The organism is Actinophytocola sp. NPDC049390 (assembly GCF_044466355.1).
Classification (GTDB): domain Bacteria; phylum Actinomycetota; class Actinomycetes; order Mycobacteriales; family Pseudonocardiaceae; genus Actinophytocola.
The window spans coordinates 106,133-127,095 of sequence record NZ_JBITMQ010000008.1; the positions used below are offsets into that span (position 1 = coordinate 106,133).

Below are 20,963 nucleotides of genomic sequence, written 5' to 3' on the forward strand. Positions count from 1 at the left end.
AAGGCTTGTCACACCGGAACATTCCAACGTGCGGAGTTCCCCGCGCCCGAGGTCAACGGGGGTGTCAGTCGGCCGGCCGGGCGGGGAGCGCGGTCCTGCGGTGCAGGCCGACGATGAGCCACCCGAGCCCGGCGAGCGCGACGACCGCTCCGCCTGCGACCCAGACGAGCCAGCCCTGGCTGCCGTCGAGCACCGTGCCGTTGACGGCCACGACCCGGCCCTCGACGGCGTCGACGGGGATCGCACCGCGGTCCGCGTCGCCGGTGGACATGCGGGAGTCGACGGCGTTGTCACGCGCGTCGCCCGCGAGGAAGACGGTGCCGTCGGGCACGGTGACGGTGAAGTCGGGGCCCTTGCCGCTGGCGTACGGCTCGCGGACGGTCGCGCCGTTGACGGTGAGCCGCCCGTCGGCGCACTCCAACCGGTCCCCGCCGACGCCGATGACCCGCAGGATGCTCAGCCCCTCGGACCGGTCCGACAGCGCGGCCACGTCGACGACGACCATGTCGCCGCGGCGCGGTCCGGCCTCGGTGTCGACCGCCACCCGGTCGCCCGCCCGCAGTGTCGGCGCCATCGCCGCGCCCGCGACCTCGACATCGACGTAACTCGGGCGCGCGAGCACGATCGCCCCCAGCACCACGATCAACCCGGCCAGCGTCACAGCCGCCGCGAGCACGATCCTCATCACTTCACGGACGGTAGCGGTGCGGCCTCACCAATCTCTAACGACATGCTGGCGTCCGACTCACCTGACATGAACCTGCCTCGTGTTCGCCGGAGACGCGTCGACGACCATGTCGTCATCCGGTCGGGCCGAACCGCTCCGTCCGGATGTGCGCCGCGTCGTGGCCGCGTGCCAGCAGCAGGTCCGACACCGTCTCGACGAAACCGGTCGGGCCGCACACGTACACGCGCGCGTTCGTCACCTCCGGCAGGTCCGCCGCCGTGATCCGGCCCGCCGGGCGGGTGCCCACGGCGGTACGCGTGTACAGAATCGTGGTGTCGACGTCCGTTGCCGCCAGGTCGTCCGCGTAGAACACGTCCGACGGTCCGCGGGTCGAGTAGACGAGCGTGAACGGCGCCCTGCTCCCGGCCCGCGCGCGTGCGCGGACCATCGCCATCAGCGGGACGATCCCCGACCCGCCCGCCACCAGCAGCACCGGGCCGGGTTCCGTCGCGTGCCAGGTGAACCAGCGGCCGACCGGACCGCGGATCTCCATCTGGTCCGTCGGCAGCACCTCGTCCACCAGGTACGGCGACACCTCACCGTCCTCGACCCGTTGCACGGTCAGCTCGATCCGCTCGCCGTCGGCGGGCGCGGCGAGCGAGTAGCTGCGCTGGGCGCTGTAGCCGTCGGCGGCGGTCAGCTTCACGTCGACGTGCTGACCGGCGACGTGCCCTGGCCAGCCGGGCACGTCGAGCACGATCGTGCGGGCGACCGACGTTTCGGAACGGACGGTGTGCACGGTCGCCGCGAGCCACCGGGTGCGGCGGCGCACCGGCGCCTCAGTCATCGGTGTAGCGCTGCTCGCGCCACGGGTCGCCGTAGTTGTGGTAGCCCAGCTGCTCCCAGAACCCCGGCTCGTCGTCGTGCAGCAGGTCGATGCCCGTGACCCACTTCGCCGACTTCCAGAAGTACAGGTGCGGCACCAGCAACCGGGCGGGGCCGCCGTGCTCGGGCGTGAGGTCCTCGCCCTCGTAGCGGTAGGCGATCCACGCCCTGCCGTCGAGCAGGTCCGCCACCGGCATGTTCGTGGTGTAGCCGCCGTAGGAGTGGACAAGCGCGTAGTCCGCGGCGATTTCGACGTTCTCGAAGAGCGTGTCGAGGGACACGCCCTCCCACGTCGTCTTCAGCTTCGACCACTTGGTCACGCAGTGGATGTCGGTGGTGGTCTTCTCACTCGGGAGGGCGAGCAGCTCTCGCCACGACCAGGTGTACTTCGCGCCAGCCTCGTTGCTGATCGTGAACTGCCATGTGTCGAGGTCGACCCGTGGCGTCGGCCCGGCCTGCAGGACGGGGAAGTCCCGCGTGAGGTACTGGCCGGGCGGGAGATCGGCCGCCGCCGGTTCGCGACGACCGTGAAAACCCCTGCTCACAATGCTCATCGAGGCAGACGCTACCCCTCGCGGACACGCGTCACCACAGTCGGCCCCAGTCCTCGAGATCCAGCAGAAAACGCTTGCGCCGCAACCCTCCCGCGTACCCGGTGAGCTTCCCGTCCCGGCCGACGACCCGGTGGCACGGCACCAGCACGCACAGTGGGTTGCGGCCCACCGCCGCGCCCACGTCCCGCGCCCGCGCGCCCAGCGCGGCGGCGATGTCGCCGTACGTGGTGGTCCCACCGGCCGGGATCTTCGCGACCTGCGCCCACACCGCCCGCTGGAAGTCGTCGCCGTCGGCACGCATGGGGAGGTCGAAGGAGGAGCGTGTCCCGGCGAAGTACTCGCCGAGCTGCCGCGCCACCTCGGCGAAGGCGTCGTCGTCGCGCACACCCATCTGAGGGTCGGGCCGCCCCCAGTGGTCGGGGAAGTAGAGCCCGGTCACTACCCCGTCGTCGGCGATCACCGTGAGGCCGCCGATGGGGGAGTCGAGGACGGTGTGCGTGATCGTGCCGGGCGTCGCGTATACCTTCATGCCTCGTAGACGCCCCGACGCACGGAGACGTGAGATGGAGATCTGGGTCAACCCCGCCTGTTCGAAGTGCCGGTCCGCGCTGTCCATGTTGGACGCGGCGGGCGCCGGGTACACCGTGCGCCGCTACCTGGAGGACCCGCCGACCGCCGCCGAGATCACGAAGGTCCTGAAGCGCCTCGACCTCGAGCCGTGGGACATCACGCGCATGACCGAGCCGGTCGCCAAGGAACTCGGCCTCAAGTCCTGGACCCGCACCCCGGCCGACCGTGCCCGGTGGATCACCGCGCTGGTCGAGAACCCGAAGCTGATCCAGCGTCCGATCATCACCGCCGACGACGGCACCACCGTCGTGGGCCGCAGCGAGGAGGCAGTGCGTTCGGTCCTGCCATGACCGGCATGATGGGCGGGTGCGCACCGCCGAGGGCGGGGGTTACCCCAAGGGCCGGATCCGCCGGGAGGACATCCTCACGGCGGCCGTAGCCGTGTACGGGGAGGCCGGGTACCACGGGTCGTCGCTGCGGGAGGTGGCCAAACGGGCCGGGATCACGCACGCGGGTCTGCTGTACTACTTCCCCACCAAGGAAGCCCTGCTCGCCGCGGTCCTGGAGCGGCGGGACGCCGAGGACGCCGAACGGGAGCAACTCGACGCGCCACCAGGCCGGGAGGTGCTGCGGCACTTCATCGCGCTCGCCGAGCACAACGTCACCCACCCCGGGATCGTCGACCTGTACTCCCGGCTCGCGGCGGAGGCAGTCGCGCCGGACCACCCCGCGCACGGCTACTTCGTGCGGCACTACCGGATCGCCCGCCGGTCCACCTTCGAGTCGTTCCGGGTGCTCGCCGAGCTGGGTGAGCTGCGCGACGGCGTCGACCCCGCCGCCGCGGCGCTCACGTTCGTCGCGTTGATGGACGGGTTGCAGGTGCAGTGGCTCACCGTCCCGGACGAGGTGGACCTCGTCGGGACGTTGCGCCACTTCCTGGACAGCGTGCTGGCCGATCCCCTGTAGCGGACGCACTGAAGGACCCCTTCAGCGCGGTCCGGTCACAGGGTTCGCGCGTACGGGTCCCAGTCCTCCGGGAGCGCGGGCGGCACCGCCACCGTGCTCTCCACCCGTACCGGCTCGCCGGAGCCGATCGACTCCTCGATGGCGAGCATCGCGTCGAGCACGTGGTAGGCCAGCTCGCCCGACGCCCGTTCCGGTACGCCGGCACGGATCGCGCGTGCCAGTTCGAGCGCGCCCGTGCCCCGCGACGCGCCGTGGCCGACCGCGGGCAGCTCCGTCAGCTCCGTGCTGCCGAGCGGGTGGACCAGCGTCGGGCCGTCGAACCCGTTCGGGTCCGGGGCCACCGCCGCGCCCCGTGTGCCGGTCACCTCCAGCAGGATGCGCCGCAGCGCCGAGTCGAAGCTCAGCACCACCTGCGCCGACCCGCCGCGTTCGAAGTCCACCAGTGCGGTGACCGTCGTCGGTACCGTCACCGCGAACTCCGTGCCGGCGCGCGGCCCCGAGCCGATCACCCTGGTCTCCCGGTTCCGGCCGCCCGCGCCGGTGACCCGGTGGATCGGGCCGAGCAGCTGCACCAGCGCTGTCAGGTAGTACGGGCCCATGTCGAGCAGCGGCCCGCCGCCCGCCTGGAACAGGAACTCCGGCGCCGGGTGCCAGCTCTCCGGACCCGGGGTCTGGAAGATCGCGAGCCCCGTCCTCGGCTCGCCGATGCGGCCCTCGTCGATCGCCCGGCGCGTGGTCTGCAGGCCCGCGCCGAGCACGGTGTCCGGTGCGCTCGCCACCCGCAGGCCCTTCTCCCGCGCCCGGTCGAGCAGCTTGCGGCCGGACGCGCGGTCCAGGGCGAGGGGCTTCTCCGCCCACACGTGCTTGCCTGCGTCGAGTGCGGCGAGACCGATCTCCACGTGCGCGACCGGGATCGTGAGGTTCACGACCAGCTCGACCTCGGGGTCGGCCAGCAGCTCGGCCGTCGTGCCGGAGTGGGGGACCCCGTGCTTGTCCGCCTGCGCCGCCGCGCGGGCGGTGTCGAGGTCGGCGATCCGCAGCACGCGGACGTCGGGGAACGACGTGAGGTTCTCGAGGTAGGTGTCGCTGATGACGCCGGCACCGATGATGCCGACGCCCACGGGCCCCGTCATCGCGCGAGGCCGGTGACGTAGGAGTGGCTCGCGGCGAGGCCCTCGAAGATGTCGCCCGCGTAGGCGTCGAACTCGATGACGCGCAGCGCGTCCGGCGCGGCGGCGAGCACGTCGCCGACGGGCACACGGCCCTGCCCGGCGGGCACCTGACCGCTCGCGTCGGTGGCGAGGTCACCGTCCTTGACGTGCAGCGCCGTGACCCGCGAGCCAAGCGCGGTCAGCAGCGCGGGCACGTCCGCCCCGCCCGCGGCGGCCCAGTACGTGTCGACCTCCAGCACCAGTTCCGGATCGAGCTGGTCGGCGAACACCTCGAACGCGGTCCGGTCGCCGATCGTGTTCCGCAGCTCCCACCAGTGGTTGTGGTAGCCGACGGCCAGGCCGAGGTCCGCGGCTCGCTTGGCGGCCGCGTTCAGCGCGGCGGCGGTCGCCGCGACGTCGGACTCGGTGCGCCACTGCTCGTCGGGCACGAACGGGTCGATGACGGTCGCGACCCCGCACGCGACGGCCGCCGCGAACACCTCGTCCTGGTCGACCCCGATCAGCTTCGCGTGCGCGGTGGGCGCGGTCAGCCCGTGCTCGGGGAGCGCCGTGCGCAGCACGTCCGCGCGCTCGACCAGTCCGAACGGCTCGACCTGGGTGAATCCGATGCTCGCCAGCTTGGCGAGGGTGCCGTCCGGATCACCGCCGAACGCCTCCCGGACGGAGTACAGCTGTACCGAAAGCTTGCTCATGACCACTCTCCCCTAGGACTGTGCCCGCGGTATGGAAGCGCTCTCATAGTTTTCTACCAGGTGGTAGAAATTCACGCCAGAACTTTCTCGGGGGAAGGTCGGGGGAGTGAGCGCGAAGCACAGCACCGGCCAGCCCGCGACACGTGCCGCGGGCTGGCCGGTGCTGTCAAGAGATGTCAGCGGCGCCAGGCCGTGCGCTGCCGCACGCGCGCCCAGATCAGGTAGATCACGAGGAACGCGCCGATGCCCAGCAGCCACAGCCGCTCGGTCTCGGCGATGTGGTTGCCGATGAAGGCCATCGCGAAGACGGCGATCGCGGTGATCCAGCCGCCGATCTCACGGCCACGGGGGAAGCTGCCGTGCCAGCCCCACGGCGCCGACGGCTCCTCGTGCGGGTCGACCGCGTTCTTGGCCCGCTTCTGCAGCTGTGAGCCTGCCACGTCCCCTCCTCGGCGTTCGGAACTTCGTGCTCATGCTCCCACAACGCCCCGGACCGGCGCGTTCGAGGGCGTCGGGAACAATGGGGTGCGATGAACCAACGCACCGTGCTCGTACTGGGGTCCACGGGCTCGGTCGGCGTCCAGGCCCTGGACGTGATCGCGGCCAACCCCGACCGCTTCGACGTCGTCGGCGTGGCCGCCGGCGGCGCGGACCCCGCCGCGCTCGCCGCGCAGGCGCTCACGCACCGGGTCCGTGCCGTCGCCGTGTCACGGGCGACCGCCGCCGAGGACGTCCAGCTCGCGATCTACGCCGAGGCGCAGAAACGCGGCTACGACCGCGGCGAGTTCGCCATGCCGCGCGTCCTCGCCGGGCCCGACGCGGTCACCGAGCTGATCGAGACCGTTCCGGCGGACATCGTGCTGAACGCGATCACCGGGTCCCGCGGCCTCGCGCCGACGCTGACCGCGCTCGACACGGGCGCCACGCTCGCGCTGGCGAACAAGGAGTCGCTGATCGCGGGCGGTCCGCTGGTGCTGAAGGCCGCCAAGCCGGGCCAGATCGTGCCGGTCGACTCCGAGCACTCCGCGATCGCGCAGTGCCTGCGCGGCGGGCAGGACCACGAGGTGGCGCGGCTCGTGCTGACCGCCTCCGGTGGCCCCTTCCGCGGCCGCAGGCGCGCCGACCTCGCCGGTGTCGGCGTCACCGACGCGATGGCCCACCCGACCTGGGACATGGGCCCGGTCATCACGATCAACTCGGCCACACTGGTCAACAAGGGCCTCGAACTGATCGAGGCGCACCTGCTGTTCGGCGTTCCGTACGAGCGCATCGACGTGGTCGTCCACCCCCAGTCGGTGATCCACTCGATGGTGACCTTCACCGACGGCTCCACGCTGGCGCAGGCCAGCCCGCCGGACATGCGGCTGCCGATCTCGCTGGCACTGGGCTGGCCGGACCGGGTGCCGGGCGCGGCGCGGCCCGCGACGTTCGCCGAGCCGACCGCGTGGACGTTCGAGCCACTGGACGACGACACGTTCCCGGCGGTGCGGCTCGCCCGGCAGGCAGGCACGGCGGGCGGCTGCCTGCCCGCGATCTACAACGCCGCGAACGAGGAGTCCGTCGCGAGCTTCGTCGAAGGACACACGGCCTTCACCGCGATTGTGGACACTGTCGAACACGTCCTCGACGACGCGTCCGACTGGCACCGTGAGCCGGCAGGCGTCGACGAGGTGCTCGCGGCGGAGGACTGGGCCCGTGCCCGCGCCCGTGAGCTGCTGTCTCGCGGCGGGGTAGGAAAGGACTGACGGAACTTGCTCACATGGCTCTTTGGGGTCGTGCTGTTCGCGCTCGGGATCTGCGTGTCGGTGGCACTGCACGAGGCGGGGCACATGTGGGCCGCCAAGGCCTTCGGCATGAAGGTGCGGCGGTACTTCATCGGCTTCGGCCCGAAGATCTGGTCCTTCCGGCGCGGTGAGACCGAGTACGGACTGAAGGCGATCCCCGCGGGCGGCTTCTGCGACATCGCCGGCATGACCGCGCTCGACGAGGTCACGCCGGACGAGGCGCCGCGCGCGATGTGGCGCTACCCGACGTGGAAGCGCTTCGTCGTGATGGTCGCGGGCTCCGTGACGCACTTCATCCTCGGGTTCATCATCCTGTACCTGATGGCCGCGACCATGGGCCTGCCGAACGTGGCGGGCACCCCGGTCATCAGCGGCACCGACTGCGCCGCGTCGACCCAGGACGTGAAGACGTACGAGTACGCCGAGTGCGGCCCGAGCGACCCGGCGCCCGCGCGGGACGCGGGCCTGCGGCCCGGCGACGAGATCGTCAGCATCGACGGCAAGGCCACCCCGACCTGGTCGGACGTGGTGGCGCGGGTGCAGCAGCTCTCCGGTGCGCACGAGTTCGTGATCCTCCGCGACGGCACCGAGCGCACGGTGACGATCGACATCCAGACCGTCCAGCGCGTGGCACCGGACGACACCCCGGACAACACCGAGGACAACAAGCTCGTCGAGGTCGGCGCGATCGGCGTCACCAGCACGCCCGTCTACCAGTACACGGCGGCCAGCGCCGTCGGCGGGTCGCTCGAGTTCACCGGCACCATGTTCGTCCGCGTCTGGGAGGGCCTGCTGGCGTTCCCGGAGAAGATCCCGAAGGTCATCGAGGCCATCGGCGGCGGTGAGCGCGACCCCGACACCCCGGTCAGCGTCGTCGGCGCGTCGATCATCGGTGGTGACGCCGTCGAGCGGGGCGTGTGGGAGCTGTTCCTGCTGCTCCTGGCCACGCTGAACTTCTTCGTGGGCGTGTTCAACCTGCTGCCGCTGCTGCCGCTGGACGGCGGCCACATCGCGGTGCTGTTCTACGAGAAGATCCGCGACTGGCTGCGCAAGCTCCGCGGCAAACCCGCGGGCGGCCCGGTCGACTACACAAAGTTGTCGGCGGTCACCATGGTGTTCATCTTCATAGGTGGCGCGGTCATGTTGCTGACCATCACAGCGGACATCGTGAACCCGATCCGTATCGGCCAGTAGGCTGAACGTATGACCGAGGGCATCATGCTGGGCATGCCGGGTACGCCTCCGCCCGTGTTGGCAGAGCGGCGCAAGACCCGTCAGTTGATGGTCGGCAAGGTCGGGGTCGGCAGCGAGTTCCCGATTTCCGTGCAGTCGATGACCACCACCCTGACCGCGGACGTCAACGCGACGCTGCAGCAGATCGCCGAGCTGACCGCGGCGGGCTGCGACATCGTGCGGGTGGCGTGCCCGTCGCAGGACGACGCCGAGGCGCTGCCCGCGATCGCCGCCAAGTCGCAGATCCCGGTCATCGCCGACATCCACTTCCAGCCGCGCTACGTCTTCGCCGCCATCGAGGCCGGGTGCGCGGCCGTGCGCGTGAACCCGGGCAACATCAAGAAGTTCGACGACAAGGTGAAGGAGATCGCGGCCGCCGCGCGCGACCACGGCACCCCGATCCGCATCGGCGTCAACGCCGGTTCGCTGGACCCCCGGCTGCTCAAGAAGTACGGCAAGGCCACGCCTGAGGCGCTCGCCGAGTCGGCGCTGTGGGAGGCGTCGCTGTTCGCCGAACACGACTTCCACGACATCAAGATCTCGGTGAAGCACAACGACCCGGTGATCATGGTCCGGGCGTACGAGATCCTGGCCGAGCAGTGCGACTACCCGCTGCACCTCGGCGTCACGGAGGCGGGCCCGGCGTTCCAGGGCACGATCAAGTCGGCGGTGGCGTTCGGCGCGCTGCTGCGGCAGGGCATCGGCGACACCATCCGCGTGTCGCTGTCCGCGCCACCCGTCGAGGAGGTCAAGGTCGGCACGCAGATCCTGCAGTCGCTGAACCTGCGGCCGCGCAAGCTGGAGATCGTGTCCTGCCCGTCGTGCGGGCGCGCGCAGGTGGACGTCTACAAGCTGGCGGACGAGGTCACCGCGGGCCTCGATGGCATGGAGATCCCGCTGCGCGTGGCCGTCATGGGCTGTGTCGTGAACGGGCCAGGTGAGGCCCGCGAGGCGGACCTGGGCGTGGCGTCCGGCAACGGCAAGGGCCAGATCTTCGTGAAGGGCGAGGTCATCAAGACCGTGCCCGAGCACCAGATCGTGGAGACCCTGATCGAGGAGGCCATGCGCATCGCGGAGGAGGCCGGGGAGGCCGCCGAAGCGGGCACCCCGACCGTCACGGTCTCCTAGGACGGGCCGACCAGCCCGTTCGCCGCCGGGGCGCGGTCGCGCGGCTAGTCCGCCTGCTCCGGGGCGTCGAGGAACGTCGTCACCACGTCCACCACCAGTTCGGTCCTCGCCAGGCCGAAGAAGTGGGTCGTGCCGGGGAAGACCGCCAGCTGGGACCTCGGCACGCCGACGAAGTCGCCGTTCACGTCGCCGCCGCGCAGCCGCAGGAACTTCACGGCGTGCTCGAGCTTCACCGCGTCGCAGTCGCCGACCGTGATGAGGGTCGGCGCCTGGATGTCGGCGATCTGGTCGTCCGACCAGCCCGCGAAGCCCTTGTCGTAGCCGCCCAGCTTGGTGAGCAGCGTCTGCAGGTGCTCCTTGTCGGGGTGCGGCGACTTGGCCAGGTACGCCGCCTCCATCGGGGTGCCCGCGATCATGTCGACGGTCATCTCGCCGACCGCCTCGCTGTTCTCGGGCCGGTCGCCGTCCGGGTGGAACGACACCGACGAGACCACGAGCCTGCGCACCAGCTCCGGGTGGTGGATCCCCAGGTACAGCGCCACCGCGCCACCCACGCTGAAGCCGAACACGTCGACCGTCGACACCCCCAGGTGCCCCAGCAGGCCGACCACGTCGCCGGCCAGGTCCGCGCTGCGCAGCGGCCGGTCGACGTCGTTGGTGCGGCCGTGCGCCTGGAAGTCGCACGCGATGACCTGGCGACCCGCCGCGAGCCCGGGCAGCACCGCGCCGAACTGCTGGTCGATGTCGAACAGGCCACCGTGCAGCAGGAGCAGGGGGTGTCCCGCCCTCGCCGTGGACCTCGTAGTACATCCGCAGGTCACCCAGCTCGGCGTAGCCCGTGCCGGGTTCAGTGGTTCCGGTCATGGACGGCAGTATGTCCGATCAGCCGCGTACCGCCTCGTACCCCAGCAGGACGCTCCCGCCCGCGAAGGCGCGGTGCTCCACCAGCCGCAGCGGGATGTGCGACGACAGCACCGGGAAGAACGGCGTGCCGCCACCCACCACGGCCGGGCTGACCACGACCCGGAACTCGTCCACCAGCCCCGCCTGCACGAGCGGGGCCGCCAGCGTCGCGCCCGCCACCTCCATGAGGCCGTCGGTCTCGGCCTTCAGCCTGGTCGCGACCTCGACGACGTCCCCGCGTTCGAGCCGGGAGTTCCCGTCCACCGACTCCAGGGTCTTCGAGAACACCACCTTCGGCATCGCGCACCAGACCCTGGCGAAGTCGAGGGTGATCTCGTCGGCGTCCGGGTCCTGGTCGGCCGTCGGCCAGTACGCGGACATCAGCTCGTAGATCCGCCGCCCGTACAGTGCGACGGCGATCTCGCGCTCCCGGTCGTTCCAGTACTGGTGCAGTTCGGCGCTCGGTTCGCTCCAGTCGAAGTTGCCGTTCGCGTCGACTATGTAGCCGTCCAGCGACACGTTCATGCCGTAGGTGAGTTTGCCCATGCCTGTCAGACTGCCGCGGCGCGCGGAACTCATCGCGGGTCGACTGTCTTGCCGACCGTTCATCTGGCACGCTGGAGTACGTGTTGCGGCTTGCTGGAGCGCGGCTGCTCGACGAGCGGGATCGGTTGGCCGTGCGCGCGATGCTCATGGCGGATCCCGTCGCGTCGTGCATGGTCGCGTCTCGGATCGAGAACCTCGGCATGGATCCCTGGCGGCTGGGCGGTGAGCTGTGGGGTTGTGAGCCGCGTGGGTTCCGCGGTGGCCGCCTCGACTCGCTGTGCTTCGTCGGGTCGAACCTGATCCCGTTGCACGGCAACCGGTCGGCGCTGCGCGCGTTCGCCGACCGGGCGTTGCGGCGGCGGCGCATGTGCTCGTCGGTGGTCGGTCCCGCCGAGCAGGTGATGGGGCTGTGGTCGGAGCTGGAGCTGGACTGGGGCCCGGCCCGCGAGGTGCGGGACGACCAGCCGCTCATGTCGACCGGCAAGGTCCCCGCCATCGCGCCGGACCCGCTGGTGCGGCCCGTCCGTCCGGACGAGCTGGAGCGCTACCTGCCCGCCGCGGTCGCGATGTTCATCGAGGAGGTCGGCGTCGACCCCCGCGCGGGTGACGGTGGCGCGAGCTACCGCGCCCGGGTCGCCGAGCTGATCGCCGCTGGCCGCGCGTTCGCCCGGTTCGAGGGTGGCGAGGTCGTGTTCAAGGCGGAGATCGGCGCCCTGTCGTCGGCGGTCGGCCAGATCCAGGGCGTCTGGGTGCACCCGGACCGTCGTGGTCACGGCCTCGGCTCGACCGGCACGGCCGCCGTCGTGGACCGGCTCGTGCGCGGGCTGGGGCGGACCGCGAGCCTCTACGTGAACGCCTACAACGTGGTCGCCCTGTCGGCGTACAAACGTATCGGCTTCACTCGCGTGGGCCAGTACGCCACCGTTCTGTTCTGATCTTCCGGCATACTCGCCGTCGTGCGTGTCACCCGTCTGGCGGCTGTTCTGGTCCTCGTCACACCGCTCGTCGCCTGCAGCATGTCGGGCCCGCAACCGGGCGACACGGCGAACGCCTTCCTCAGCGCGTTCGCCAAGGGCGACCTCGACGGGGCCGCCGGGGAGACCGACTCGCCGGACAGCGCGAAGGACCAGATGGCCGCCGTGCGCGCGGCCCTGGAGCCCAAGTCGGTGCGCACGAAGGTCGAGGAGGTCAACCAGGCCGACGGCTCGTCGACCGCGAACGTCGCCTACTCGGTCACCTGGGACCTCGGTGCGGGCAGGCAGTGGACCTACGAGAGCCACATCGAGCTGCGTGAGTCGAACGACGAATGGCAGGTCCACTGGACCCCGACGGTCATCCACCCCAAGTTGTCGCAGCAGCAGGCGATCGCCGTGCAGGGCGAGGAGCCGGACCTGGCGCCGGTTCTCGACCGGGACGGCAACCTCGTGCTCGCGCCGAACCGGGTCATCTCCGTGCTGCTGGAGAAGGAGAAGGCCGGGAACGTGCGGTCCGTCGCCGGTGCGCTCGCGACCGCGCTGAACGGGTTCGACCGGACGATCACGCAGGCGTCGATCCTCGCGGGCGCCGGCAAGACTCCCGCCGGGCAGCCCTACCAGGTGGTCGCGCTGCGACAGGGCGACTACGACCTGGTGAAACCCAGGATCTACGACCTGCCCGGGGTGCGGTTCACGTCCGCGCCGCGGCTGCTCGCCGACGACAAGAAGTTCGCGCCCACCCTGCTGCCGGGCCTCCGCAAGGTCGTCGAGGCCGACCTGACCGGCAAGGCGGGCTGGCGGGTGATCACGACCGACCCGACCGGTGCGGAGGTCGAGGAGCTGTACGCCAAGGCCGCCGAGCCGGCGAAGGCGGCGACCACCACGCTGAGCGTCGCGACGCAGAACGCCGCGCAGGCCGCGGTGGACCTGGAGAAGACGCCGTCGATGATCGTCGCCATGCAGGCGTCGACGGGGGAATTGCTGGCGGTCGCCCAGAACGCGGTCGCCGACAAGGAGGGCCCGGTCGCGCTGATGGGCCGCTATCCGCCGGGATCGACGTTCAAGATCGTCACGGCGGCGTCGGCGCTGGCCACCGGCAAGGTCACCGGCGCGACGAAGGTCGGCTGCCCGGCGACCATCACCGTCGAGGGCCGCGTGATCCCCAACTCCGGCAGGTTCGACAAGGGCACGATCCCGCTGTCCAGCGCGTTCGCGCACTCGTGCAACACGACGTTCGCGCAGCTCGCGACGCGGATGGGGCCGTCGGAGCTGACGAACATGGCGAAGAGCCTCGGTCTCGGCGTGGACTTCGTAATGCCCGGCGCCACCACGGTGACCGGCTCGGTGCCGCCCGCGTCGAACGTGGTCGAGCGGGCCGAGGACGGGTTCGGCCAGGGCAAGGTGGTGGCGAGCCCGTTCGGGATGGCGTTGCTGGTGTCGACGGTCGCCACGGGCAAGATGCCGACGCCGACGCTGCTGCGCGGTGCCACGACCGAGGCGGACACGCAGGTCGAGCCGGTGTCACCGCAGGTGCTGGACGGCGTGCGGGGGATGATGCGGGAGATGGTGCGGATCACACCGTCGCTGCGGGTGTTCCCGGACCTGCACGGCAAGACCGGCACCGCCCAGTACGGCGACGGGACGCACGCGCACGGCTGGTTCGTCGGGTATCGCGGTGACCTGGCGTTCGCGGTGCTGCTGACGGGGGCGGAGAAGTCGAGCAAGGCCGTGGTGGCCGCGACCAGGTTCCTGTCGGGCCTGTCTTAGGCTGGGGTGCATGCCCGTTCGCGCCCCGTTGAAGCCCGGTGTCCAGTCACCGCGTCGCCCGGTCCCGTCGTCCATCCCGCGGCCGGAGTACGTCGACAAACCCGCGCCTGCCCGGAACACGGACCCGTGGGTGCAGCCCGACGAGGTGATCGAGGCGATGCGCGTCGCGGGCCGGATCGCGGCGCAGGCGCTGCAGGAGGGCGGCAAGGCCGTCAAGCCGGGCGCGACCACCGACGACATCGACGCGATCGTGCACGAGTTCCTGCTCGACCACCGCGCGTACCCGTCGACGCTCGGCTACCGGCACTTTCCCAAGTCGTGCTGCACGTCGCTCAACGAGGTGATCTGCCACGGCATCCCGGACACGACCCGCATCGAGGACGGCGACATCGTCAACATCGACGTGACGGCGTACATCGGTGACGTCCACGGCGACACGAACGCGACGTTCCTCGCCGGCGACGTGTCGGAGGAGGCGCGCCTGCTGGTGGAACGCACACGCGAGGCCACGATGCGCGCCATCAAGGCGGTGAGGCCCGGGCGCGCCCTGAACGTGATCGGCCGGGTGATCGAGTCGTACGCCAAGCGCTTCGACTACGGCGTCATCCGCGACTTCACCGGCCACGGCATCGCCAGAAGCTTCCACAGCGGCCTGGTGATCCTCCACTACGAGGAGCCCAAGGTCGACACGGTCATCGAGAAGGGCATGACCTTCACCATCGAGCCGATGATCACCCTGGGCGGCATCGACTACGACATCTGGAACGACGGCTGGACCGTCACCACCAAGGACAAGAGCTGGACCGCCCAGTTCGAACACACACTGGTAGTCACCGACAACGGCGCAGAAATCCTAACCCTCCCGTAACCCCGCGAGTCACGCCCCAGAACATGCCGAGCCGCACGTTTCGTGCAGACCCGCCCTGCACGAACTCAACAGTTCGGTGTGTATAAGGACGTGACTCGCAGTATCTATGAAGCGCGAGTCGCGTTCTCGGACAGGGTGAGTCGTACGTTTCGTGCGGGTTCCTTCTGCACGAACTCGACGGTTGGGTGTGTATAAGGACGTGACTCGCGGTGTCTGTGAAGCGCGAGTCGCGTTCTCGGACAGGGTGAGTCGTACGTTTCGTGCGGGTTCCTTCTGCACGAACTCGACGGTTGGGTGTGTATAAGGACGTGACTCGCGGTGTCTGTGAAGCGCGAGTCGCGTTGTCGGGCGGGGTGTGTTGTGTGTTTTGTGCTGGTTCTCTCTGCACGAAACGTGCAACTCGGTGTGTTCTGCCGCGTGACTCGCGGGGTTATAGCAGGGTTTTTAGGAGTTCTAGGATTGCTTCTGCTACTGGGGTTGGGTTTGTTGCGGGGGCCAGGTGGTGGGTGGGCAGGCGGCGGGTTGGCCAGCCTCTTGATTCCGCCGTTGTCGCGTCTTGTTCGTAGGGGGCCGACAGTTGTACGTAGCCTGCGGGGCCGGTCCACGTCACGTCCGGGCGTTCCTCCTTCAGGAACGCGATCGGTACCTCCGGTGCCTCGTCGGCGATCTCCGCGCGCAGGGTCGGGTCCGTGACCAGCGACTCGAGTGGGTCCGGGTCGAACCACCGTTGCCAGCGCGGCAACTGGCCCTCCCGTGACAGGGCCCGCAGTTCCGCGTACAGCGCGGCGGGCACCGTGTCCCGCCACGAGCGGCCGGGGGTCGGCAGGCCGGCGTCCACGAACACCAGGCCCGCCACCTCGTCCTCGAGGGAGTCCGCGAACGCGGGCAGCAGCGGCCCCGCCCCGCTGTGCCCGATGAGTACCACCGGGCCGTCGAGCGGTTCCCCGCTCATCGCGTCGGCGAACGCGCCGAGCAGCACCTGGTGCACGGGCGGCGCCACCACCGACGGTCGCAGGTCCAGCAGCACCGCCGGGTGACCCAGCGACGCGAGCGCGTCGGCCAGTGGACGTAGGCTCGCCGGGCCGAGGAACGGGCTGTGCACCAGAACTGCGGTGACCGGTGTCGCGGGCATGACCGCGATGATGGCAGGTGAACGGAAGGACGCGGATGCGGGGAGCGCTGCTGGTCGCCGGGACGTCGTCCGACGCGGGCAAGAGCGTGCTGGCCGCCGGGATCTGCCGGTGGCTCGCGCGGCAGGGCGTGCGGGTCGCGCCGTTCAAGGCGCAGAACATGTCCAACAACTCGGCCGTCACCGTCGAAGGCGGGGAGATCGGGCGGGCGCAGGCCATGCAGGCCCGGGCGGCCGGGCTCGAACCCAGCGTTCGCTTCAACCCCGTTCTGCTCAAGCCCGGCTCGGACCGCAGCTCGCAGGTGGTGCTCCTCGGTAAGCCCGCAGGCACGCTGCGGGACTACCGGCAGCGTGATTTCGGCGACACCGTGCTGTCCACATTGGACGGACTGCGGTGCGAGTTCGACGTCGTGGTCTGCGAGGGCGCCGGCTCACCGGCCGAGGTCAACCTCCGCGCGGGTGACGTCGCCAACCTCGGGCTCGCGCGTGCCGCCGACCTGCCCGTGCTCGTCGTGGGCGACATCGACCGCGGTGGGGTGCTCGCGCACCTCTTCGGCACGCTCGCCGTGCTCGATCCGGCCGACCAGGCCATGATCCAGGCGTTCGTGATCAACAAGTTCCGCGGCGATCCCGGCCTGCTGCGACCGGGCCTGGACTGGCTAACCGGCGTCACCGGGCGGCCGGTGGCCGGGGTGCTGCCGTGGCGCGAGGAGCTGTGGCTCGACACCGAGGACTCCCTGTCGTACGCGGCGGACGGCGTCATCGGACGTCCACGTCCGCCGCACGGGGACCAGTGGTTGCGGGTCGCTGTCGTGCGGTTGCCGCGGATCTCCAACGCGACCGATGTGGAGGCGCTCGCCTGCGAACCCGGCGTCGCGGTCCGGTTCGTCACCGAGCCGTCCCGGCTGGCGGACGCCGACCTCGTCGTGCTGCCCGGCACCAAGTCCACTGTGGATGATCTGAAGTGGTTGCGGGACAGTGGTATCGCCGACGCGATCGTCGGCTCGAACCTCCCGGTGGTCGGCATCTGCGGTGGGTTCCAGATGTTGGGCACCCGCATCGTCGACCACGTCGAGTCCGGAGCGGGGGAGGTTGCCGGGCTCGGGTTGCTCGACCTCGACGTCGAGTTCGCCGTCGAGAAGACCCTGGCCCGGCCGGCCGGGACCGCGTGCGGGCACCCGGTCAGCGGCTACGAGATCCACCACGGCCGGGTCGTCCGGCAGGGCACGCCCTCGCTCGTCGAGCGGGCCGACGGGACAGAGGAAGGGGCCTGGACCGATCGTGTGCTGGGCACCCACTGGCACGGGCTGCTCGACAACGACGCCTTTCGCAGGCACGTACTGCGGTGGGCGGCGGAACGGGCGGGCCGTGACGGGTTCGTCCCGGCCCCGGACACGTCCGCCGCCGCCGCGCGGGCCGCGCAGCTCGACGTGCTCGGCGACCTCGTCGCGGAGCACCTCGACACGGCGGCGCTGGCGCGGCTCATCGAGGACGGTCCGCGGCGTGACCTGCCGGGGCTTGTGGTGAGTCGGCACGAGGTGCCGGGAGCGCTCCGCTGACGATGCCACGAGTGGCCTCCGGCCCCCGGTTGCCAGCTTACCGGGACCAGGTGACAGTTTTTGGTTCTAAGTAAGGACTTGTGGACAACCGACGTTCCGGGCTTGTCAAGCCCGGGGTGATGTCGGTGGCCTCTGGGAGAATGGAAACCGGGGGCCGGAGGCCACGGCACCGACGCAAGCGGAAGCCACGGCGGTGGGGTCCGTGGGGACCGGGGCCCACCGCCGCGGCTGGTCGCGACGTCAGTCCTGGTTCGCGGCGCGCCTGCGCTTCGTGATGACCAGGGCGGTGCCGCCCGCGGCGAGGAGGGTCAGGCCCGCCAACGAGATCGGCAGGATGCCGCTCGCGCCGGTCTCGGCCAGGTCGTCGTCGTTCGCCGTCTTGGTGAAGCCCTGCGTCGACGTGCTCGGCCCGGCGTCGTCCGACGTGGTGCCCGAGGTCGGTTCGCTCGGCTCGGTCGTGCCGGTCGGCGGCTCCGTGGTGCCGCCGGGCGGGGTCGTCGTGGTGGTGGGCGGCTTCGTGGTGGTGGTCGGGACGGTGCCGCCCGCCCACGCGCACTTCGCCTGCGACAGCACGATGTCGGCGCTCGTGACGTTGCCGACCGGGCCGCCGATGATCACGTGCACGGCGTTCACCGTGAGGGCGCCGCCCTTGCGGATCTGTTCGTTGATGCGGACCTTCGCGATGCCGAGCACGTCGATCTCGCCCGGCACGGTGACGTCGATCTTCTGGCCGAGCACGGTCAGGTCGGCGATGGCGGACGTGCCGCTCACGCCGGACGGGCCCGCGACGCACTCGGCTTCGACGATCGACGCGCTCAGGATGTTCCTGACCACCACCTCGGCGATGCTGGCCTCGCTGACCAGGCTGCGTCCCTTGAGGACGGAGGACGCGTTGAGGACGTTCGCGGTCACCAGACCGGCCACGTTGGGGCCGACCTCGACCAGTGAGTCGCGGCCGCCGCGCGGGTACACCGCGACCGGGCGCGGGTCGATCTTCACGAGCGGCTTGTCGAGCAGGGTCGTCTTGACGGACAGCGCGTAGGCCGAGCCGGTCGGGCCCTTGTCGGCGGCGGCCGCCGGCGCGGTGAGGACCGCTGCCAGCGCGGCGACGCCCACGAGGCCGCATCCGGTCGCGAGCATGCGGGTACGACGCAAGGTCATCTCCAGGGTTCGTCTGCGGATTGGTTCCCCGACGGAAGGTCCTCAGAATTGTGATTACCGACGGTGAAGTCAATTCACGGACAGGAGTGAGTGTTTGCTCAGAAGTGTCACCCACAATTTCCGATCACCGTTATCGATTCGTTATATTTGTACGATGATCAGCGACTATGCGGAAGGCGACTCTGCTCCGCGGGCGGTTGCGCTGGGCCAATCGGGTGTCCTGCTCACTCGGAGGAGTGACGCGCTCGATCACGAACGCGTCACGTTTACGTGACGCGGATCACTCTCAATTGTTCTGAATCGACAAGAAGGGCCGAGCCCGAGGAATGGCGTCGGAACCGTTCTGATAAGGACTCAGTCCAGCGCCAGGTTCAGCAGCGCGTTCTCCACCAGCTCCGGCATCGCCGGGTGGATCCAGTACTGGCCGCGTGCCATCTTTCGCGCGTCCAGCCCGAAGCTCATGGCCTGGATCAACGGTTGGATCAGGGTCGACGCCTGCGGGCCGATGATGTGCGCGCCGAGCAGCTGCCCGGTCGCCGGGTCGGCGATCAGCTTCGCGAATCCGGTCGTGTCCTCCATGGCCCAGCCGTACGCGATGCCGGCGTAGTCCTGCTTCGCGGTGACGTACTCCACGCCGCGCTCGCGCGCCTCCTCCTCGGTGATCCCCACCGACGCCACCTGCGGCGACGTGAACACCGCGTGCGGCACGAACCGGTGGTCGGACTCGATCGGCGTGTCCGGGTGCAGCAGGTTGTGCTGCACGACGCGGGCCTCGTGGTTCGCGACGTGCTTCAGCTCGAACGGCGAGCTGATGTCACCGAGCGCCCACACGCCGTTCGCGGTGGTGTGCTGGAAGCAGTCCACGACGACGTGCCCGCTGTCGGCCACCTCGATCCCGGCGGCGGGCAGGTTCAGCAGGTCCGAGTTCGGGGTGCGGCCGACCGCGACGAGCACGAGGTCCGTCGACAGCGAGCCGCCGTCCAGGTCCAGCCGGATGCCGTCCGCGTCGCGGGAGGCGCCGAGCACCTTCTGGTTCAGGCGCACGTCCCACTTTCCGGCGGCCAGCTCCGTGAACCGCGAGCTGATGTCGCCGTCCTCGTGCCGCAGCAGCGCGCCGGACCGGGCGATGACGGTCACCTCGACGCCGAACGACGAGAACACGTGCGCGAACTCCGCCGACACGAACCCACTGCCGATGATCACCAGCCTGCGCGGCAACGTCTCCAGCCGCATGATCGTGTCGCTGGTGTGGTAGCCGACCTCGTCGAGGCCCGGCACGTCCGGCAGCACCGGCCGCGTCCCGGCGGCGAGCACGACCCGGTCCGCGGTGATCCGCGTGCCGTCGACGTCCAGCTCTCGCGGCCCGGTGAACCGCGCGGTGCCCTCGTACACGGTCACGTTCGCGTTGTCCGGGTGCGTGACGCGGTACTCGCGGCCACCGGTGGCGATCGGGTCGATCCGCCCGAAGATCCGGTCGCGGATGTCGGCCCAGCGGACGCCGTCGAGCGTCTCGTCGACGCCGAGCCGTGCCGCGGCGGCCGGTGTGGCGGCGAGGTCGGCGGGGTGGACGAACATCTTCGTTGGGATGCAGCCCACGTTCAGGCACGTGCCGCCGAAGGTGCCCTTCTCGACGATCGCGACGCGCCAGTCGCGGAACCGCTCGTCGAGGATGGAGTTGCCGGAGCCGGTGCCGATGATGACCAGGTCGTAGTTCGTCACATGGTCATTCAACCCGCACCGGCTCGCGGGGATTCCTGCTAGTGCTGGTAGGTGGGTGTGATGACGGCCCGCGCCAGCGTGTGGAACGCCAGGTTGAAGCTCACGACGGCGGCCGAGACGTTCTCGTCGACGTCCAGCTTCTCCACGTCCACCGCGTGCACCACGAAGTAGTAGCGGTGCGGCACGTCGCCCTGTGGCGGCGCGGCGCCGCCGTAGGCGCGGGTGGAGAAGTCGCTGCGCACGTGGAACGCGTCGCCGGGCAGGCTCGCGTCGTCGGCGCCCGCACCCGCGGCCAGCGACGTGACCGACGCGGGGATGTTCACCGCGATCCAGTGCCAGAAACCGCCGGGCACGGGCGCGTCCGGGTCGAAGCACGTGACCACGTAGCTCTTCGTCCCGTCCGGCGCGCCCTCCCACGACAGCTGCGGCGAGGAGTTCTGGCCGCCCGCGCTGTCGTGCACGGCGCTGTCGGGCAGCTGCTGTCCGTCCGCCACGTCGGCCGACGTCACGGTGAACGAGCCGGTGGCGGGGAGCAGGGAGTACGGGTCCGGTGCGGTGGGACGCTCGAGGCTCATCGCATCTCCATTCGGGGATCACTCCGATGATCACTTCGGGGGCGCGTCCACCCTAGCCCCGCGCGAACCGACTCGCTGTTCACCTCGTCGGGCATAGGCTGGGCCGCACGG

At 70.4% G+C, this 20,963-nt stretch carries 22 protein-coding genes; 9 read left to right on the forward strand and 13 right to left on the reverse strand.

The features are described from left to right. Nucleotides 1–64: 64 nt before the first annotated feature. The 4 genes from lepB to ACIBVP_RS22970 form a co-directional block, all read right to left on the reverse strand. Nucleotides 65–685, reverse strand: coding sequence for a signal peptidase I (gene lepB, locus ACIBVP_RS22955; protein WP_396108575.1), 621 nt, complete (start codon nt 683–685; stop codon nt 65–67). Between the two features lie 115 nt (nt 686–800). Next, a complete protein-coding gene (locus ACIBVP_RS22960; protein WP_396108284.1) occupies nt 801–1,514 on the reverse strand; it encodes an FAD-binding oxidoreductase in 714 nt (237 codons plus the stop codon). Then, the gene (locus ACIBVP_RS22965; protein ID WP_396108285.1) at nt 1,507–2,106 is read right to left on the reverse strand and encodes a sulfite oxidase-like oxidoreductase; all 600 of its coding nucleotides are present in this window, start codon (nt 2,104–2,106) and stop codon (nt 1,507–1,509) included. Before ACIBVP_RS22965 ends, ACIBVP_RS22960 begins: the two co-directional genes overlap by 8 nt. Before the next feature lie 31 nt (nt 2,107–2,137). Further along, nucleotides 2,138–2,635, reverse strand: coding sequence for a methylated-DNA--[protein]-cysteine S-methyltransferase (locus ACIBVP_RS22970; RefSeq protein ID WP_396108286.1), 498 nt, complete (start codon nt 2,633–2,635; stop codon nt 2,138–2,140). A 34-nt stretch (nt 2,636–2,669) separates the two neighbouring features. On the opposite strand from ACIBVP_RS22970, the gene ACIBVP_RS22975 reads away from it, so the two are divergent. Both ACIBVP_RS22975 and ACIBVP_RS22980 read left to right on the forward strand, forming a co-directional pair. Beyond that, entirely contained in the window at nt 2,670–3,026 is a 357-nt protein-coding gene (locus ACIBVP_RS22975; RefSeq protein WP_396108287.1) for an arsenate reductase family protein, read from the forward strand. A 16-nt stretch (nt 3,027–3,042) separates the two neighbouring features. Then, complete coding sequence (locus ACIBVP_RS22980; RefSeq protein ID WP_396108288.1) at nt 3,043–3,642, forward strand: TetR/AcrR family transcriptional regulator; 600 nt, start codon at nt 3,043–3,045, stop codon at nt 3,640–3,642. Nucleotides 3,643–3,677: 35 nt separating this feature from the next. Here ACIBVP_RS22980 and ACIBVP_RS22985 read toward each other — a convergent pair whose 3' ends face one another. From ACIBVP_RS22985 to ACIBVP_RS22995, 3 genes are all read right to left on the reverse strand, one after another. Continuing rightward, on the reverse strand, nt 3,678–4,775 hold the full coding sequence (locus ACIBVP_RS22985) for a Gfo/Idh/MocA family protein (protein WP_396108289.1): 1,098 nt from the start codon (nt 4,773–4,775) through the stop codon (nt 3,678–3,680). After that, nucleotides 4,772–5,506 (reverse strand): sugar phosphate isomerase/epimerase family protein, encoded by a 735-nt coding sequence (locus ACIBVP_RS22990; RefSeq protein WP_396108290.1) that lies wholly within the window; start codon nt 5,504–5,506, stop codon nt 4,772–4,774. Before ACIBVP_RS22990 ends, ACIBVP_RS22985 begins: the two co-directional genes overlap by 4 nt. A 176-nt stretch (nt 5,507–5,682) precedes the next feature. Beyond that, entirely contained in the window at nt 5,683–5,946 is a 264-nt protein-coding gene (locus ACIBVP_RS22995) for a DUF2631 domain-containing protein (protein ID WP_396108291.1), read from the reverse strand. 90 nt (nt 5,947–6,036) lie between these two features. Between ACIBVP_RS22995 and dxr the strand changes: the two genes are divergently transcribed. From dxr to ispG, 3 genes are read left to right on the forward strand one after another with little or no spacing between them, the layout of a single operon-like run. Further along, nucleotides 6,037–7,251 carry a 1-deoxy-D-xylulose-5-phosphate reductoisomerase gene (dxr, locus tag ACIBVP_RS23000; RefSeq protein ID WP_396108292.1) on the forward strand — a complete coding sequence of 405 codons (1,215 nt, stop codon included), beginning with the start codon at nt 6,037–6,039 and terminating at the stop codon, nt 7,249–7,251. Nucleotides 7,252–7,257: 6 nt separating this feature from the next. Continuing rightward, nucleotides 7,258–8,484: a M50 family metallopeptidase gene (locus ACIBVP_RS23005; protein WP_396108293.1), complete on the forward strand. Its 1,227-nt coding sequence runs from the start codon at nt 7,258–7,260 to the stop codon at nt 8,482–8,484. 9 nt (nt 8,485–8,493) lie between these two features. Further along, nucleotides 8,494–9,651, forward strand: coding sequence for a flavodoxin-dependent (E)-4-hydroxy-3-methylbut-2-enyl-diphosphate synthase (ispG, locus tag ACIBVP_RS23010; RefSeq protein WP_396108294.1), 1,158 nt, complete (start codon nt 8,494–8,496; stop codon nt 9,649–9,651). A gap of 44 nt (nt 9,652–9,695) precedes the next feature. Here ispG and ACIBVP_RS23015 read toward each other — a convergent pair whose 3' ends face one another. Beyond that, nucleotides 9,696–10,472: an alpha/beta fold hydrolase gene (locus ACIBVP_RS23015; RefSeq protein WP_396108295.1), complete on the reverse strand. Its 777-nt coding sequence runs from the start codon at nt 10,470–10,472 to the stop codon at nt 9,696–9,698. A gap of 61 nt (nt 10,473–10,533) precedes the next feature. Then, a complete protein-coding gene (locus ACIBVP_RS23020) occupies nt 10,534–11,100 on the reverse strand; it encodes a dihydrofolate reductase family protein (RefSeq protein WP_396108296.1) in 567 nt (188 codons plus the stop codon). Between the two features lie 80 nt (nt 11,101–11,180). Between ACIBVP_RS23020 and ACIBVP_RS23025 the strand changes: the two genes are divergently transcribed. The 3 genes from ACIBVP_RS23025 to map are packed head-to-tail and all read left to right on the forward strand — an operon-like array spanning nt 11,181 to nt 14,709. Then, nucleotides 11,181–12,035 (forward strand): GNAT family N-acetyltransferase, encoded by an 855-nt coding sequence (locus ACIBVP_RS23025; RefSeq protein WP_396108297.1) that lies wholly within the window; start codon nt 11,181–11,183, stop codon nt 12,033–12,035. A gap of 21 nt (nt 12,036–12,056) precedes the next feature. Further along, nucleotides 12,057–13,841 (forward strand): penicillin-binding transpeptidase domain-containing protein, encoded by a 1,785-nt coding sequence (locus tag ACIBVP_RS23030; RefSeq protein WP_396108298.1) that lies wholly within the window; start codon nt 12,057–12,059, stop codon nt 13,839–13,841. 10 nt (nt 13,842–13,851) lie between these two features. Further along, nucleotides 13,852–14,709: a type I methionyl aminopeptidase gene (gene map / locus ACIBVP_RS23035; protein WP_396108299.1), complete on the forward strand. Its 858-nt coding sequence runs from the start codon at nt 13,852–13,854 to the stop codon at nt 14,707–14,709. A gap of 430 nt (nt 14,710–15,139) precedes the next feature. Here map and ACIBVP_RS23040 read toward each other — a convergent pair whose 3' ends face one another. Continuing rightward, entirely contained in the window at nt 15,140–15,841 is a 702-nt protein-coding gene (locus tag ACIBVP_RS23040; RefSeq protein WP_396108300.1) for a hypothetical protein, read from the reverse strand. A gap of 35 nt (nt 15,842–15,876) precedes the next feature. On the opposite strand from ACIBVP_RS23040, the gene ACIBVP_RS23045 reads away from it, so the two are divergent. Beyond that, nucleotides 15,877–17,397 carry a cobyric acid synthase gene (locus ACIBVP_RS23045; protein WP_396108301.1) on the forward strand — a complete coding sequence of 507 codons (1,521 nt, stop codon included), beginning with the start codon at nt 15,877–15,879 and terminating at the stop codon, nt 17,395–17,397. Nucleotides 17,398–17,637: 240 nt separating this feature from the next. On the opposite strand, the gene ACIBVP_RS23050 is transcribed toward ACIBVP_RS23045, so the two are convergent. The 3 genes from ACIBVP_RS23050 to ACIBVP_RS23060 all read right to left on the reverse strand — a co-directional run bounded on the left by ACIBVP_RS23050 (nt 17,638) and on the right by ACIBVP_RS23060 (nt 20,852). Further along, complete coding sequence (locus tag ACIBVP_RS23050; protein WP_396108302.1) at nt 17,638–18,558, reverse strand: choice-of-anchor P family protein; 921 nt, start codon at nt 18,556–18,558, stop codon at nt 17,638–17,640. Nucleotides 18,559–18,912: 354 nt separating this feature from the next. Then, nucleotides 18,913–20,277, reverse strand: a complete 1,365-nt coding sequence (locus ACIBVP_RS23055) for a mycothione reductase (protein WP_396108303.1) — start codon at nt 20,275–20,277, stop codon at nt 18,913–18,915. 38 nt (nt 20,278–20,315) lie between these two features. Beyond that, on the reverse strand, nt 20,316–20,852 hold the full coding sequence (locus ACIBVP_RS23060; protein WP_396108304.1) for a YbhB/YbcL family Raf kinase inhibitor-like protein: 537 nt from the start codon (nt 20,850–20,852) through the stop codon (nt 20,316–20,318). Between the last annotated feature and the right edge of the window lie 111 nt (nt 20,853–20,963).